The organism is Variovorax sp. SPNA7, from assembly GCF_033807855.1.
Lineage (GTDB): Bacteria > Pseudomonadota > Gammaproteobacteria > Burkholderiales > Burkholderiaceae_C > Variovorax > Variovorax beijingensis.
Map to the genome: position 1 here is coordinate 1,438,697 of NZ_CP138513.1, position 13,069 is coordinate 1,451,765.

Annotated in this window: 11 protein-coding genes and 1 riboswitch; of the genes, 8 read left to right on the forward strand and 3 right to left on the reverse strand. The window is 68.0% G+C overall.

The window, feature by feature from the left end; translation table 11 throughout:
• The first annotated feature begins 30 nt into the window (after positions 1 to 30).
• Positions 31 to 1,164 carry a pyridoxal phosphate-dependent aminotransferase gene (locus tag RZE77_RS06565; RefSeq protein ID WP_319441180.1) on the forward strand — a complete coding sequence of 378 codons (1,134 nt, stop codon included), beginning with the start codon at positions 31 to 33 and terminating at the stop codon, positions 1,162 to 1,164.
• Positions 1,165 to 1,170: 6 nt separating this feature from the next.
• Here RZE77_RS06565 and RZE77_RS06570 read toward each other — a convergent pair whose 3' ends face one another.
• Complete coding sequence (locus tag RZE77_RS06570) at positions 1,171 to 1,761, reverse strand: NADPH-dependent FMN reductase (RefSeq protein WP_319441181.1); 591 nt, start codon at positions 1,759 to 1,761, stop codon at positions 1,171 to 1,173.
• 113 nt (positions 1,762 to 1,874) lie between these two features.
• Between RZE77_RS06570 and RZE77_RS06575 the strand changes: the two genes are divergently transcribed.
• From RZE77_RS06575 to RZE77_RS06605, 7 genes are all read left to right on the forward strand, one after another.
• The gene (locus RZE77_RS06575; RefSeq protein WP_319441182.1) at positions 1,875 to 2,669 is read left to right on the forward strand and encodes a hypothetical protein; all 795 of its coding nucleotides are present in this window, start codon (positions 1,875 to 1,877) and stop codon (positions 2,667 to 2,669) included.
• A 129-nt stretch (positions 2,670 to 2,798) separates the two neighbouring features.
• Positions 2,799 to 2,930, forward strand: a riboswitch (glycine riboswitch).
• A 170-nt stretch (positions 2,931 to 3,100) separates the two neighbouring features.
• On the forward strand, positions 3,101 to 4,690 hold the full coding sequence (locus RZE77_RS06580; protein ID WP_319441183.1) for an ABC transporter substrate-binding protein: 1,590 nt from the start codon (positions 3,101 to 3,103) through the stop codon (positions 4,688 to 4,690).
• A 21-nt stretch (positions 4,691 to 4,711) separates the two neighbouring features.
• Positions 4,712 to 5,653 (forward strand): ABC transporter permease, encoded by a 942-nt coding sequence (locus RZE77_RS06585; RefSeq protein ID WP_319430526.1) that lies wholly within the window; start codon positions 4,712 to 4,714, stop codon positions 5,651 to 5,653.
• Positions 5,654 to 5,672: 19 nt separating this feature from the next.
• Complete coding sequence (locus RZE77_RS06590; RefSeq protein WP_319441184.1) at positions 5,673 to 6,620, forward strand: ABC transporter permease; 948 nt, start codon at positions 5,673 to 5,675, stop codon at positions 6,618 to 6,620.
• 2 nt (positions 6,621 to 6,622) lie between these two features.
• Positions 6,623 to 8,239, forward strand: coding sequence for an ABC transporter ATP-binding protein (locus tag RZE77_RS06595; protein WP_319441185.1), 1,617 nt, complete (start codon positions 6,623 to 6,625; stop codon positions 8,237 to 8,239).
• A gap of 36 nt (positions 8,240 to 8,275) precedes the next feature.
• On the forward strand, positions 8,276 to 9,778 hold the full coding sequence (locus tag RZE77_RS06600; protein WP_319441186.1) for a M81 family metallopeptidase: 1,503 nt from the start codon (positions 8,276 to 8,278) through the stop codon (positions 9,776 to 9,778).
• A gap of 46 nt (positions 9,779 to 9,824) precedes the next feature.
• Positions 9,825 to 11,009 carry a M20 aminoacylase family protein gene (locus tag RZE77_RS06605; protein ID WP_319441187.1) on the forward strand — a complete coding sequence of 395 codons (1,185 nt, stop codon included), beginning with the start codon at positions 9,825 to 9,827 and terminating at the stop codon, positions 11,007 to 11,009.
• A gap of 12 nt (positions 11,010 to 11,021) precedes the next feature.
• Here RZE77_RS06605 and RZE77_RS06610 read toward each other — a convergent pair whose 3' ends face one another.
• Positions 11,022 to 12,302: a CynX/NimT family MFS transporter gene (locus RZE77_RS06610; RefSeq protein ID WP_319441188.1), complete on the reverse strand. Its 1,281-nt coding sequence runs from the start codon at positions 12,300 to 12,302 to the stop codon at positions 11,022 to 11,024.
• Positions 12,299 to 12,991: a FadR/GntR family transcriptional regulator gene (locus RZE77_RS06615; protein ID WP_319441189.1), complete on the reverse strand. Its 693-nt coding sequence runs from the start codon at positions 12,989 to 12,991 to the stop codon at positions 12,299 to 12,301. Before RZE77_RS06615 ends, RZE77_RS06610 begins: the two co-directional genes overlap by 4 nt.
• Positions 12,992 to 13,069 lie beyond the last annotated feature (78 nt).

Genomic DNA, 13,069 nt, shown 5'->3' on the forward strand with positions numbered 1-13,069 from the left:
TATCTACAGCAACGGATCAAGCGGCAGTTCATGGCACGGTTTCCCGACAACGAAATCATTTCCCTCGTCAGCAAGGCGCCGCGCTTCGATCTTGCCGAAAGCGTGGGGCCGAGCGTGCGGCTGTCGGAGCTGGTCGACATGGCCTTCGGCGACGATGCCGACTTTTCGCTGGACTACGGCACCGCGGCCGGCAGCCCCGCCCTGCGCCAGGAAATCGCGAACGAACATGGCGTCGATGCCGACGACGTGGTGGTTACGGTCGGCGGTGCCCACGCACTGTTCCTCATCGCCTTCACGCTGTGCCAGGCGGGTGACGAAGCCGTCGTGGCCGAGCCGGTGTTCCCGTTGGCGCGCAACGCGCTGGCCGCCGTCGGCGCCACCACGCGCGCGCTGCCGCTGAGCTTCGACACCGGCTACCGCATCGACCTGGATGCGCTGCGCAAGCTGCTCTCCCCGAAGACCAAGCTGCTGAGCCTGGCCTCGCCGCAGAACCCGTCGGGCGTCGCGATTCCGGCGCAGACCCTGCGCGAGATCGTGGCGATGCTGGCCGAACATGCGCCGAACGCCTGGCTCGTGATCGACGAGACCTACCGCGAGGCAGCCTATGGCGACGATGCCGCGGCGCCGGGAGCCGCCGGGCTGGGCGACAGGGTGATCTCGGTGTCCTCGCTGTCCAAGTGCCACGGCTCGGCGGGCCTGCGCATCGGCTGGGCCATCACGCGCGACGCGGCGCTGCGCCAGGCGCTGGTCACGGCGAAGTTCAGCACGGTGATCTCCTGCTCGCCGGTCGACGAGGCGCTAGCGCTGGCCGTGTTCAGGCAGCGCGACCGGATCATCGGCGAGCGGCGCAAGCTCCTCGCGCAAAACCTGCAACTCACAGAGAACTGGGTGTCGCGCCATGCCAGCCACATCGAGTGGGTGCGCCCGGATGCCGGGGCGCTGTGCTGCATGCGGCTCAGGCGCGAGCTCTTCGATGCCGCGGCCGTCGAGCGCTTCTATGCCGCGCTGGCCAGGTACAGCACCCGCGTCGCGCCCGGCCCGTGGTTCGGCGACGACCCGCTGGTGTTCAGGCTGGGATTCGGCTTGCCGACGCTCACGCAACTGGCGATTGCGCTGGAGTGCGTGTCGGTGGCGCTGATGGAGGCTGCGAAGGCCGGTGCCTAGGGGCGGTCAATACGGCGGCGCCTTGCGCGCCCGCTGCGCGCGCGCCGCCTCGGTCCACCATGCCAGGTCGTCCGCGAACCTTCCGAAGGAGCGATCGAGCGATTCGCCCGCGCTGCCGGTGGGCTTGCCGCTGGCATCGAGCGTCTGCGAGATGGGGCCGACCGCCAATGTGCTCGACACGACGACCATGCCCATCTCCGATAGGACCGAATGCCACACGGTGCCCGAGCGCACGCCGGAGAACCGGCCGGCCGAATAGCTCGCAATGGCGGCGGGGCGCCAGAACCATTCCTCGAGGAAGTGGTCGGTCAGGTTCTTCAGGCCGGGCTGCGGGCCCCAGTTGTATTCGCCGGCCACGAAGACGAAGGCATCCGCGCCGCGTATCTTCTGCGCCAGCGCTTCCATCGCCGCGGGCGCGGTGCCTTCGGGGTATTCCTTGTACATGCGGTCGAGCATCGGCAGGCCGACGGCCTTGGCGTCGATCAACTCGGCCTCGGCACCTCGCGCGTTGAGGCCCGCCACCAGGTAGTCCGCCAGGCGAATGCCCATGCGGTCCGAGCGGTACGAGCCATAGAACACCAGGATCCTGTCAGCCATCTTTTGCTCCGTTCGAGGCCAAGATGGCCGTGGGGCGAAGGCTACAACATCGGCCCGCCCGCACCGCAATTGGTTGCAGCATCCTGTGGGCGGGCTGGCTACCATGCCGGTCCATGAACCCGTTGCCCATTCTTCGCACTGCCGCCTTGCCGATGTTCGTCCTGCTGCTTGCGGGGCATGCGGGCGCCGCGCCGTCGGCACAACTCTTCGATGCGGTGAAGAAACCGGAATCGCTGGATGCGGACTGGCGCGCGCGCTTGTGTGCGCTGCTGCCGCAGCCCTGCGATCCGCAGGCGCTGGGCCTGTACCGGCCGCGCGGCGCCGCAGCGGGCGACTATGCGGTGTTCTCGAGCGAGCCGCTGGCCATGGCGCGCATCAAGCGCGTCGCCGCCGGCACGTGGCAGCTGAACCGCCTGCATGACTTCAGCGGCTATGCGGCCGCACTGATGAAGAAGGCGGCCACTCCCGGCATGGCGGATTCGCGCATCTCCCTCGCGCCGGCGCTCTATCCGCTGGCCGAAGGGCGGTGGGCCGCGGCCGTGCTCCAGACGGTGTCGGAGATGTACTCGGGCGGCGGCGCTTCGTTCAGCAAGGCCGACTTCGTGCCGGTCGAGGACGCGAGCCGGGCCGTGTACGAAGGCATTCCTTTTTCGTGCTCGAAGATGGTCCGCGCCTGCTTCAGCGAAAGGGAATACAAGCAGTCGAAGCACTGCCACGACGAGAGCAGCGGCAGCCTTCGCATCAGCTACGGCGAAGCTGCGAGCCCGGGCGAAGCCTACAGCTGGCAGTACACATGGCTGCAGAGCGAATGGCCGCAGAACACGCCCGCCAGCGACACCACCACCACACGCCTTCACTTCACCGCCAGGACCACCGAAAGGGCGAGCTTCTGCGGCGGGCCGCAGTAGCGCAAGCGTTCGAGTGGCACGCATTCTGCTTGGAAGAATGCATCCAGGAGAAATGCCGGCTCGATGCTTCGAGTTAGTGCATTACCGAAGGCGACAGCCCATAACGCTCAGGTCCCAAGACTGGATATCTCGATCAACGCTGGAGAGCGCTGCCCGGAGCCCTGAATAGAAAAGGCCTCCGAGGGCAGCCGCCGAAGGGGCAAGCCATGCGCGATGAGCGTGCATGGTGAATCTCTCAGGCCAAAGGACAGCAGGGGCATCTCGCGCAATGCGCGGGGTGGCCTTTGCGCGCTTCCGGAGCCTTCTTCTTCATGACTCTTGTTCGAGCGCCTCGCGCGATTTTTCCTCTTCTTCTTCCACCGGGGCGGCCGCGCTGGCACGCCTGATCCGAAGTCCCGTTCCTCACGATTTTTTCAACCGGAGAACCGAAGATGCTGTCGAAAAGAAACCTGAAAGCCGTTGTCGCGGGTGCCATGCTGGCCGCTGCATTCGCAACCACCAGCGCGTTCGCGCAGGATGCGGCCAAGGTGCTGCGCCTGGTGCCGCAATCCGACCTCAAGATCCTCGACCCGATCTGGACCACCGCCTTCGTCACGCGCAACCACGGCTATGCCGTGTACGACACGCTCTTCGGCGTGGACGAGCAGGGCAAGGTCAAGCCGCAGATGGTCGACAAGTACACCACCAGCGCCGATGGCAGGACGTGGACCTTCACGCTGCGCAAGAGCCTCGAATTCCATGACGGCAAGCCGGTCACTTCGGAAGACGTGCTGGCGTCGCTCAAGCGCTGGGGCCAGCGCGACGGGCTGGGCCAGAAGATGTATGCCGCGCTCGACAAGGCCGAGGCGGTCGACGCCAGCAGCTTCAGGCTGGTGTTCAAGGACGGCTTCGGCATGGTGCTCGATGCACTGAGCAAGCCTTCGTCGAACCCGCCGTTCATCATGCCGGCGCGCGTGGCCGCCACGCCGTCCGACAAGCAGATCGACGACGCCACCGGTTCGGGCCCCTACATCTTCAAGAAGGAGGAGTACCGCCCCGGCGAGAAGGTGGTCTACCTGAAGAACACCAGGTACGTGCCGCGCACCGAGGCGCCTTCAGGCACCGCGGGCGGCAAGAACGTGTACGTCGACCGCATGGAATGGATCATCCTGAAGGACGCGCAGACACAGGCCAATGCGCTCGCGAACGGCGAGGTCGACATGATCGAATGGCTGCCGCCGGAGCAGTACACGGCGCTCAAGAACAACGCTGCCATCACGGTCGACAACCCGATCCCGAAGGGCTCGTTCGCGCTGCACCTGAACCACGTCATTCCGCCCTTCGACAATCCGAAGATCGCGCAGGCCGCCATCATGGCCATCAACCAGGAGGCGCTGATGCGCGCCCAGATGGTGCACAAGGAGCTCTACAACAGCTGCGCCTCGGTCTACCCGTGCGGCACGGCGTTCTCCAGCGACAAGACCAGCTACTTCACCGGCAAGCCGCAGTTCGAGAAAGCCAAGGCGCTGCTCAAGGAAGCGGGCTATGACGGCAAGCCGGTCGTGCTCATGTATCCGGCCGACTTTGCGCTGCTCAACAAGTTTCCGCCGGTGATGGCGCAGCTGCTGAAGCAGGCCGGCTTCAACGTCGACATGCAGTCGATGGACTGGCCCACGCTGGTCACGCGCCGCGCGCGGAAGGATCCCGTCGACAAGGGCGGCTGGAACCTCTTCATCACCGGCTGGGGCATTGCCGACAACATGAACCCGATGTTCTATGCGCCGCTCACGGGCAACGGCGAGAAGGGCTGGTTCGGCTGGGCCACCGATGACAAGCTCGAGCAGCTGAAGTCCGACTTCCTGGCGACGGCCGACGAGCCGAAGCGCAAGGACCTGGCCACGGCCATCCAGCAACGCGTGTACGACACCGGCATCTACGCACCCATCGGCGAATACAAGCCGCTCACGGCCTACCGCAAGGGCGTGGTGAGCGGCGTGGTGCGCTCGCCGGTCAATGTGTTCTGGAACATCAAGAAGAGCTGAGCGCGCTCGTTCGCCAAACCCATGCTGATCTTTCTTGCGCGCCGCATCCTGTCGACCGTGCCGGTGCTCGTCATCGTCGCGCTGATCGTGTTCCTGATGCTCCGGCTGGCGCCCGGCGATCCGGCCGCCGCCATCGTGGGCGACAGCGGCACCAGCGAGAACATCGCCAAGGTGCGGGGCCAGCTTGGGCTGAACGATTCGCTGCCCACGCAGTTCGTGCGCTGGAGCGGGCAATTGCTGCAGGGCAACCTGGGCGAGTCCTACTTCATGAAGAAGACGGTGGTGGAGCTCATCGGGCAGCGCATCGAACCGACGGTGTCGCTTGCGGCGGTGACGCTGGTGGTCACCATCCTGATCGCGGTGCCGCTGGGCGTGGTGGCTGCCTGGCGCCATGGCGGCTGGCTCGACCGCATGCTCATGGGTTTCTCGGTCATGGGTTTTTCGGTGCCGGCCTTCGTGATCGGCTACGTGCTCATCTGGATCTTCGCGCTGCACCTGCAACTGCTGCCGGTGCAGGGCTACTCGCGGATCGGCCAGGGGCCATGGCTCTGGATCAAGCACCTGATCCTGCCGTCGATCACGCTGTCGATCATCTACGTGGCGCTGATTGCCCGCGTCACGCGCGCGGCCGTGGCCGAGGCCATGACCGAAGACTACATCCGCACCGCGCGCGCCAAGGGCATGTCGGAGACGCGGGTGCTGATACGGCATGCGCTGGCCAATGCGGCGATCCCGATCGTCACGGTGATCGGCATCGGCATTGCGCTGCTGATCGGCGGCGTGGTCGTCACCGAAACCGTGTTCGCGATTCCGGGCCTCGGGCAGCTCACGGTCGATGCGGTGCTGTCGCGCGACTTTCCGCTGATACAGGGCATCACGCTGTTCTTTTCCGTCGTCTACGTGCTCATCAACCTGCTGATCGACCTGAGCTACCTGGTGTTCGATCCCCGCATCCGCTATTGAGGCGCAAGAAGAAAACACGATGACCGATTCGCTCGCCCCTCCGATGATTCCTGTCGAAGCCGTCGCCGAGGCGCTGCCGCCGCCCCGGCGGCGCTCGCTGCTCAAGCGCATCCTGGCCGACTGGTCGGTGCGCGTGGGCGGCGGCGTGCTTGTGCTGCTGGTGCTCGTGTCGCTGGCGGCGCCATGGCTCGGCACCATCGACCCCACGGCCATCGACCCCGGCAGCGGCAACCTCATGCCGGGCACGCGCGGCGAGTTCAACAGCCTCGCGGGCGACACCTTCGAGCACCTGTTCGTCATGGGCACCGACAGCCTGGGGCGCGACATCTGGAGCCGCACGCTCTACGGCGCGCGCGTTTCGCTGACCGTGGGCGTGGCGGTGGCTGCGCTGGCGGTGGTGTTCGGCATGCTCGTCGGCCTGCTGGGCGGCTACTTCCGCCGGCTCGACAGCGCCATCATGCGGCTGATGGACGGCGTGATGGCCATCCCCGGCATCCTGTTCGCGATCAGCCTGGTGGCGCTGTTCGGCGGCAAGCTGCTCACCGTGGTGGTGGCCATTGCGGTGCCCGAGATCCCGCGCGTGGCGCGCCTCGTGCGCTCGGTGGTGCTCACGGTGCGCGAGGAGCCTTATGTGGAAGCCGCCATTGCGCTCGACACGCCGACATGGAAGATCCTCGTGCGCCACATCCTGCCGAATGCGATTGCGCCGCTGATCATCCAGGCGACCTATGTGTGCGCCTCGGCCATCCTGGTGGAGGCCATCCTGTCGTTTCTCGGCGTAGGGCTGCCGGCCGACATGGCGACCTGGGGCAACATCATGGCCGAGGGCAGGGCGCAGTTCAACCAGTTCCCGCACAACGTGCTGTTCCCCGGCATCTTCCTGGCGCTGACGGTGCTCGCGGTGAATATCCTCGGCGACGGGCTGCGCGACACGCTCGACCCCAAGTTCAACAAGCGCGGAGGCTGAACATGGCGCAGGCACCTGTTCTTTCCGTTCGCGACCTCGCCATTGCACTGCCGCGCGGCGGCGACCGGCCGCATGCGGTCGACAAGGTTTCCTTCGACGTGCCGCCCGGCAAGATCGTCTGCCTGCTCGGCGAGTCGGGTTCGGGCAAGTCGGTCATCGCCAATGCGGTGATGGGGCTGCTGCCTTCGGGCCTCGTGCCGGTGCGCGGCGCCATCGAACTGCAGGGCGAGAACCTGCTGGCCGCAACGTCTTCCCGCCTGCGCCAGCTGCGCGGGCCGTCGATGGCCATGGTGTTCCAGGAACCGATGACCGCGCTCAACCCGGTGATGACCTGCGGCGCGCAGGTCGACGAGATGCTCGCGCAGCATGTGCAGATGGGCGCGGCCGAGCGGCGCGCAAAGATCATCGCCATCATGGAGCGCGTGCGGCTGCCCGAGCCCGAGCGCATCTACGCTTCCTATCCGCACCAGCTGTCGGGCGGGCAGCGCCAGCGCATCGTGATCGCGATGGCGCTCATCCTGAAGCCCGTGCTGCTGATCTGCGACGAGCCGACCACCGCGCTCGACGTGACCACGCAGGCCGAGATACTGCGGCTCATCCTCGAGCTGCAGACCGAGAACGGCACCGCCGTGCTCTTCATCACGCACGACTTCGGCGTGGTGGCCGAGATCGCCGACGAAGTGGTGGTGCTGGAGCTGGGCGCCATGATCGAGAAAGGCGGCAAGATGGCGGTGCTCACGGCGCCACGCGAGCCCTACACGAAGATGCTGCTCGACGCGGTGCCCGAGCTTTCGCCGCCCCGGCGCCCGCCGGTGCCCGACGCCTATCCGCTGCTCAATGCGGTGAACATCTGCAAGACCTATGTCACGGGCAGCTGGCCCGGCAAGCGCCGCACGGTGGATGCGGCGCGCAATGTGTCGCTCGAAGTGCGGCCCGGCGAAACCGTGGGCATCGTCGGCGAGTCGGGCTCGGGCAAGTCGACGGTGGCGCGCTGCATCGCGCGGCTGATCGACCCGAGCTCGGGCGACATCTTTGCCGATGGCCGCTCGGTCGCGCATGCCAGGGGCCGCGCGCTGTCGCCGTTCCGGCGCACGGTGCAGGTGATTTTCCAGGACCCGTACCGCTCGCTGAATCCGCGCCAGACGGTGGGCGCCTCGATCATCGAGGGGCCGGTCAACTTCGGCATGCCGCACGACCAGGCCTGGGCGCGCGCCGAAGAACTGATGCGGCTGGTGCGCCTGTCGCCCGATGCGCTGCGCCGCTACCCCAGCGAGTTCTCGGGCGGGCAGCGCCAGCGCATCTCGATTGCGCGCGCGCTGGCCTGCGACCCCAAGGTGCTGATTGCCGACGAGGCCGTGTCGGCGCTCGACGTCTCGGTGCAGGCGCAGATCCTTCGCCTGCTCGACGAGATCCAGCAGCGGCTGAAGATCGGCATTCTCTTCATCACGCACGACCTGCGCGTGGCCAGCCAGATCTGCGACAGCGTGCTGGTCATGAGCCAGGGCGAGATCGTGGAGCGCGGTTCGGTGCGCGACGTGTTCTTCGCCCCCCGCCACGACTACACGCGCAAACTGCTGGCTGCGGCGCCCGGACGCGACTTTGCCTTTGCGCGCAGCTGAAACCCCTTCATTCCCACGATCAAGAAAAAGGATTCCATGAAAGTCTTCATCGCCGGTTTCCAGCACGAGACCAACACCTTCGCGCCGAGCAAGGCGGACTGGGCTGCGTTCCATGCGGGTTCGACCTTCCCGCCGTACCGGCGCGGCGCCGCGATCGTCGAGGCCTACGCAGGCAGGAACATTCCCGTGGGCGGCTTCATCGACGCGGCGCGCGAGAAGGGCTGGTCGCTGGTGCCGTCGGCCTGGGCCGGCGCCACGCCCTCGGCCCATGTGACCGAAGACGCGTTCGAGCGCATCTCGGCCGCCATCACCGAAGACCTGGCTGCCGCGCTGGCGAACGGCGGCATCGACGCCGTCTATCTCGACCTGCACGGCGCGGCCGTGACCGAGCACCTCGAAGACCCCGAGGGCGAGCTGATCGCGCGCATCCGCATGCTCGTGGGGCCCGGCGTGCCGATCGTCGCGAGCCTGGACCTGCACGGCAACATCACGGGCCGGATGCTGGCCGAGGCCGACGCGCTGGCCACCTACCGCACCTATCCGCACGTCGACATGGCCGACACGGGCCGGCTCGCCGCCAGGCTGCTGGAACGCCGCATCGCGCGCGGTTCGCGCGAGCCGCTGCATGCGCGGCGCCTCGGCTTCTTGCTGCCGCTCAACGTGCAGTCGACCATGATCGAGCCGGCCGCATCCGTGTACCGGCTGCTCGGCGAACTCGACGCCAGGCACGATGCGGTGCTGAGCTTTGCCACCGGCTTCCCGGCCGCCGACATTGCCGAGTGCGGCCCGGTCGTGTGGGGCTATGGCGACGATGCCGGCGCGGCCGTGGCCACGCTGTACGAGCGCATCGACCAGCCGCGCGCGCAATGGCGGCTCGACGTGCTGGAGCCGCGCGCGGCGGTGGCGCAAGCCATGGCGCTGGCCGCGGACGCGGGCAAGCCGGTGGTCATCGCGGACACGCAGGACAACCCTGGCGCGGGCGCCGACAGCAACACCACCGGCATGCTGCATGCGCTGCTGGCCGAAGGCGCGGGCAAGCGCTACCCGGGGCAGGTCGCGCTGGGGCTGATGTTCGATCCCGGCGCGGCCGCGGCGGCGCACGAGGCCGGCGTCGGCGCGCAGATCCGCATCGCGCTCGGCACCTCGGTGCCGACATGGGGCGGTCGCTTCAGCGATGCGCCCGTGCAAGGCCTCTTCACCGTGCGCGCGCTCAGCGACGGGCAGGTGCACGGCAAGGGGCCGATGTCGCGCGGCGGCGTGGTGTCGCTCGGCCAGAGCGCCTGCCTGGAGATCGACGGCGTGCGCATTGCCGTGGCCAGCGGTAAGAGCCAGATGCTCGACCGAGAGTTCTTCCGCTACCTGGGCATCGAGCCCGAGGCGATGAAGCTGCTGGTCAACAAGAGCTCGGTGCACTTTCGCGCCGACTTCGCGCCCATTGCAAGCCACATCCTCGTGGCCAAGGCGCCCGGTCCGATGGCCGCCGACCCGGCCGACCTGCCATGGACCCGGCTGCCCGCCACCATGGCGCTGCAGCCCTGAGCAGGCCTTCCGTCATCCATCCACCCATCCGCAACACGAGACCACGATGCCGCAAAGCGCCCAGCACTACCTCGAGTACATGAGAAGGCACGCCGCCGAATTCGTCACGGTGCGCCAGCAGATCCACCAGAACCCCGAGCTAGGCTTCGAGGAATTCGGCACCAGCGATCTGGTGGCCGAGCGCCTGTCCGCCTGGGGCTACGAGGTGGAGCGCGGCCTGGGCGTGACCGGCCTGGTGGGCCGGCTCAGGCGCGGCAGCGGAACGCGCGCCATCGGCATCCGCGCCGACATGGACGCGCTGCCCATCGAGGAGAAAACAGGCCTGGCCTACCGCAGCGGCCGGCCCGGCATCATGCACGCCTGCGGCCACGACGGCCACACCGCGATGCTGCTCGGCGCGGCCAAGTACCTGGCGCAGCACGGCGAGTTCTCGGGCACGCTGAACCTCATCTTCCAGCCGGCCGAGGAGGGCATGGGCGGCGCCGTGAAGATGATGGAAGACGGCCTGTTCGAAAAATACCCGTGCGATGCGGTCTATGCCATGCACAACTCGCCGGGCCGCCGACAGGGCGACCTGATGTTCCGCGAAGGCGCGGCCATGGCCTCGTCGGACTACGCCACCGTCACGCTCACCGGCGTGGGCGGCCACGGCGCCATGCCGCACCGCACGGCCGACCCGATCGTCGCCGCGTCCAGCATCGTGATGGCGCTGCAGACCATCGTCTCGCGCAACGCCGATCCGCAGGAAATGTCGATCGTCACCGTGGGCGCCATCCACTCGGGCAAGGCCAACAACGTGATCCCCGAGACCGCGGTGCTGGAGATCAGCGTGCGCTCGCTCGACCGCGAGGTGCGCGCGCTGCTCGAAAAGCGCCTGAAGGCCATCGTCGCGGCGCAGGCCGAGAGCTTTGGCGTGAAGGCGCACATCGACTACCGCAAGGGCTACGCCGTGCTGGTGAACACGCCCGAGGAAACCGAGTTTGCGCGCCGCATCGGCTATGAACTGGTGGGCGCCGCGCACGTCGAGCCGCAAGGCCCGGCCGTGACCGGCAGCGAAGACTTCGCGTTCATGCTCGAGAAGAAGCCCGGCTGCTACCTGTTCATCGGCAACGGCGCGCCTGGCGAGCACGGCGGCTGCATGGTGCACAACCCGGGCTACGACTTCAACGACAGCAACCTGCCGATCGGCGCGGCCTACTGGGCGCTGCTGGCCGAGAGCTACCTGCAGTAGCCGGCGCGAAGCTCAGCGCCGCGGAACCGTCACCGCGCCCACGAGCATCGAGCGCCCCGCGCCAAGGCCTGCCATCACCAGCGCAATGCCCAGCCCGACGAAGAGCCATGACGACGCGCGGAAGCTGCCGGTCCAGCCGTGCAGCAGGCCCGCAATCAGCGGCCCGCAGGCGGCCACGACGTAGCCCACGCCCTGCGCCATGCCCGAGAGGTGCGCCGCCACATGCGAATCGGGCGAGCGCAGAACCATGAAGGTGAGCGCGAGTGCAAAGGTGCCGCCCTGCGCAATGCCCAGCAGCACGGCCCACAGCCACACGCCGCCGAGCGGGGCGAACAGCATCGCCAGCATGGCGGCCACGGTGACGACGGCCAGCACCACCGCCAGCCCGCGCTGGTTGCGCAGCCTCACGGCCATCGCGGGAACGACCAGGCAGGTCACCACCTGCGTCATGACCGCCAGCGACACCACGTAGCCGGCGGTCTCGCCGCCGAGCCCGCGCTCGCGCAGGATGGGCGCGAGCCAGCCCATCACGGTGTAGGCCAGCGCCGATTGCAGGCCCATGAAGAAAGTGACCTGCCAGGCCAGCCGGTCGCGCCACAACCCGCGCACCGTGAAGCCCGATTCGCTGGCCACCGGCTTCAGCGGCAGGGCCTGCGGCGCCCAGATCAGCGTGACCAGCAGGGCCGGCACCGCCCACATCGCGAGCGCATAGGTCCAGCCCCCGCCCAGCGCATGCTCGAGCGGCACCGTGAGGCCCGCCGCGCTGGCCGCGCCGCCGCACACCGCCATGGTGTAGAGGCCCATCATCAGCGCCGCCTGCTTGGCGAAGTCGCGCTTCACGAGGCCCGAGAGCAGCACGTTCGACACCGCGATGCCGCTGCCCGCGATGGCCGAGGCCACGAACAGCAGCGGGATGTTGCCGGTGCCGCGCAGCAGCGTACCCACCAGGATGAGCACCATGCAGGCGAGCAGCGTGCGCTCGGTGCCGAAGCGCCGGCCCAGTCCCGGTGCCAGCGGCGCAAACAGGCCCAGGCAGACGATGGGCAGCGTGGTCAGCAGGCTCGCGGCGGTGGCCGAGAGACCGGTGGCCGCGATGATCTCCGGCAGCACCACCGACAGGCTGGCGAACACCGGCCGCAGGTTGAAGGCAATCAGCACCACGCTCGCGCCCAGCAGGATGCGCCGGCCCACACTGCCCGCGGGCGTGGGGCGCGGCGCGGGCGTGCTGTCGGCCTCGGCGTCGATCAGCAGTTCGTCGGCGGCGCGGGCCGCCCGGAACGCCACTGCGCTCATCGGGCGGGCTCTACTGCTTCTTGCGCCAGGGCGTCGATCATCGGCGACATGAAGGCGCGCACCGCCTCGGCGGCGCGGTCGGGGTCGCGGCTGGCAATGGCCTCGACGATGGTGACGTGCGCGGCCGTGTCGGGTTCGGGCAGGCTGGTGCCCATCGTGCTCGCGATGGTTTCCTTGATGTAGCCGGCGATGAAGCGGCAGGTTTCCGCGAGCGCCAGGTTGCCCGAGATGTCGACGATGGCCAGGTGGAAGGCCAGGTCGCGCTCGATGAAGCCCGCGCCGTCGTCGCTCGCATCGGGCACGCCGCGTTTCTCGAGCAGGGTCTTCAGGTTGCGCAGGTCCTTGGCGGTGTGGCGCACGGCGGCCAGCCGCGCGGCCTCGACCTCGAGCGCGCGGCGCACCTCGAACTGGTCGCGCAGGCTCGCGCGCCGCATCTTCTGCAGGCTGGCCGAAGGATCGAAGCCCGAGCGCACATAGGTGCCCGAACCTTGCCGCACTTCGAGCAGGCCGCGCGAGACCAGCGTCTTCACGGCTTCGCGCACGGTGCCGCGGCTCACGCCGAGCAATTGCGCGAGCTGCGGCTCGATCGGAATGCGCGATCCGACGGTCCAGCGGCCGGCCGCGATCTCGGCGCGGATGCTGTCGGCGGCGCTGTCGGCCAGGGAGGTTCGGGGGGCTTGGAGGAGCATATGAATAAGAAAGACCTAATTCATTGAATCATTGGATGAATTCTCGCGCGGCTGCAATGCCGCAGTCGAAAGCAGGGG

Excerpts from the sequence above, each read along its gene's own strand:
- RZE77_RS06600 (WP_319441186.1), top strand. The coding sequence starts at position 8,276 with ATGAAAGTCTTCATCGCCGGTTTCCAGCACGAGACCAACACCTTCGCG.
- RZE77_RS06580 (WP_319441183.1), top strand. The coding sequence starts at position 3,101 with ATGCTGTCGAAAAGAAACCTGAAAGCCGTTGTCGCGGGTGCCATGCTG.
- RZE77_RS06605 (WP_319441187.1), top strand. The coding sequence starts at position 9,825 with ATGCCGCAAAGCGCCCAGCACTACCTCGAGTACATGAGAAGGCACGCC.
- RZE77_RS06615 (WP_319441189.1), bottom strand. The coding sequence starts at position 12,991 with ATGCTCCTCCAAGCCCCCCGAACCTCCCTGGCCGACAGCGCCGCCGAC.
- RZE77_RS06610 (WP_319441188.1), bottom strand. The coding sequence starts at position 12,302 with ATGAGCGCAGTGGCGTTCCGGGCGGCCCGCGCCGCCGACGAACTGCTG.
- RZE77_RS06595 (WP_319441185.1), top strand. The coding sequence starts at position 6,623 with ATGGCGCAGGCACCTGTTCTTTCCGTTCGCGACCTCGCCATTGCACTG.
- RZE77_RS06565 (WP_319441180.1), top strand. The coding sequence starts at position 31 with ATGGCACGGTTTCCCGACAACGAAATCATTTCCCTCGTCAGCAAGGCG.
- RZE77_RS06585 (WP_319430526.1), top strand. The coding sequence starts at position 4,712 with ATGCTGATCTTTCTTGCGCGCCGCATCCTGTCGACCGTGCCGGTGCTC.
- RZE77_RS06575 (WP_319441182.1), top strand. The coding sequence starts at position 1,875 with ATGAACCCGTTGCCCATTCTTCGCACTGCCGCCTTGCCGATGTTCGTC.
- RZE77_RS06570 (WP_319441181.1), bottom strand. The coding sequence starts at position 1,761 with ATGGCTGACAGGATCCTGGTGTTCTATGGCTCGTACCGCTCGGACCGC.
- RZE77_RS06590 (WP_319441184.1), top strand. The coding sequence starts at position 5,673 with ATGACCGATTCGCTCGCCCCTCCGATGATTCCTGTCGAAGCCGTCGCC.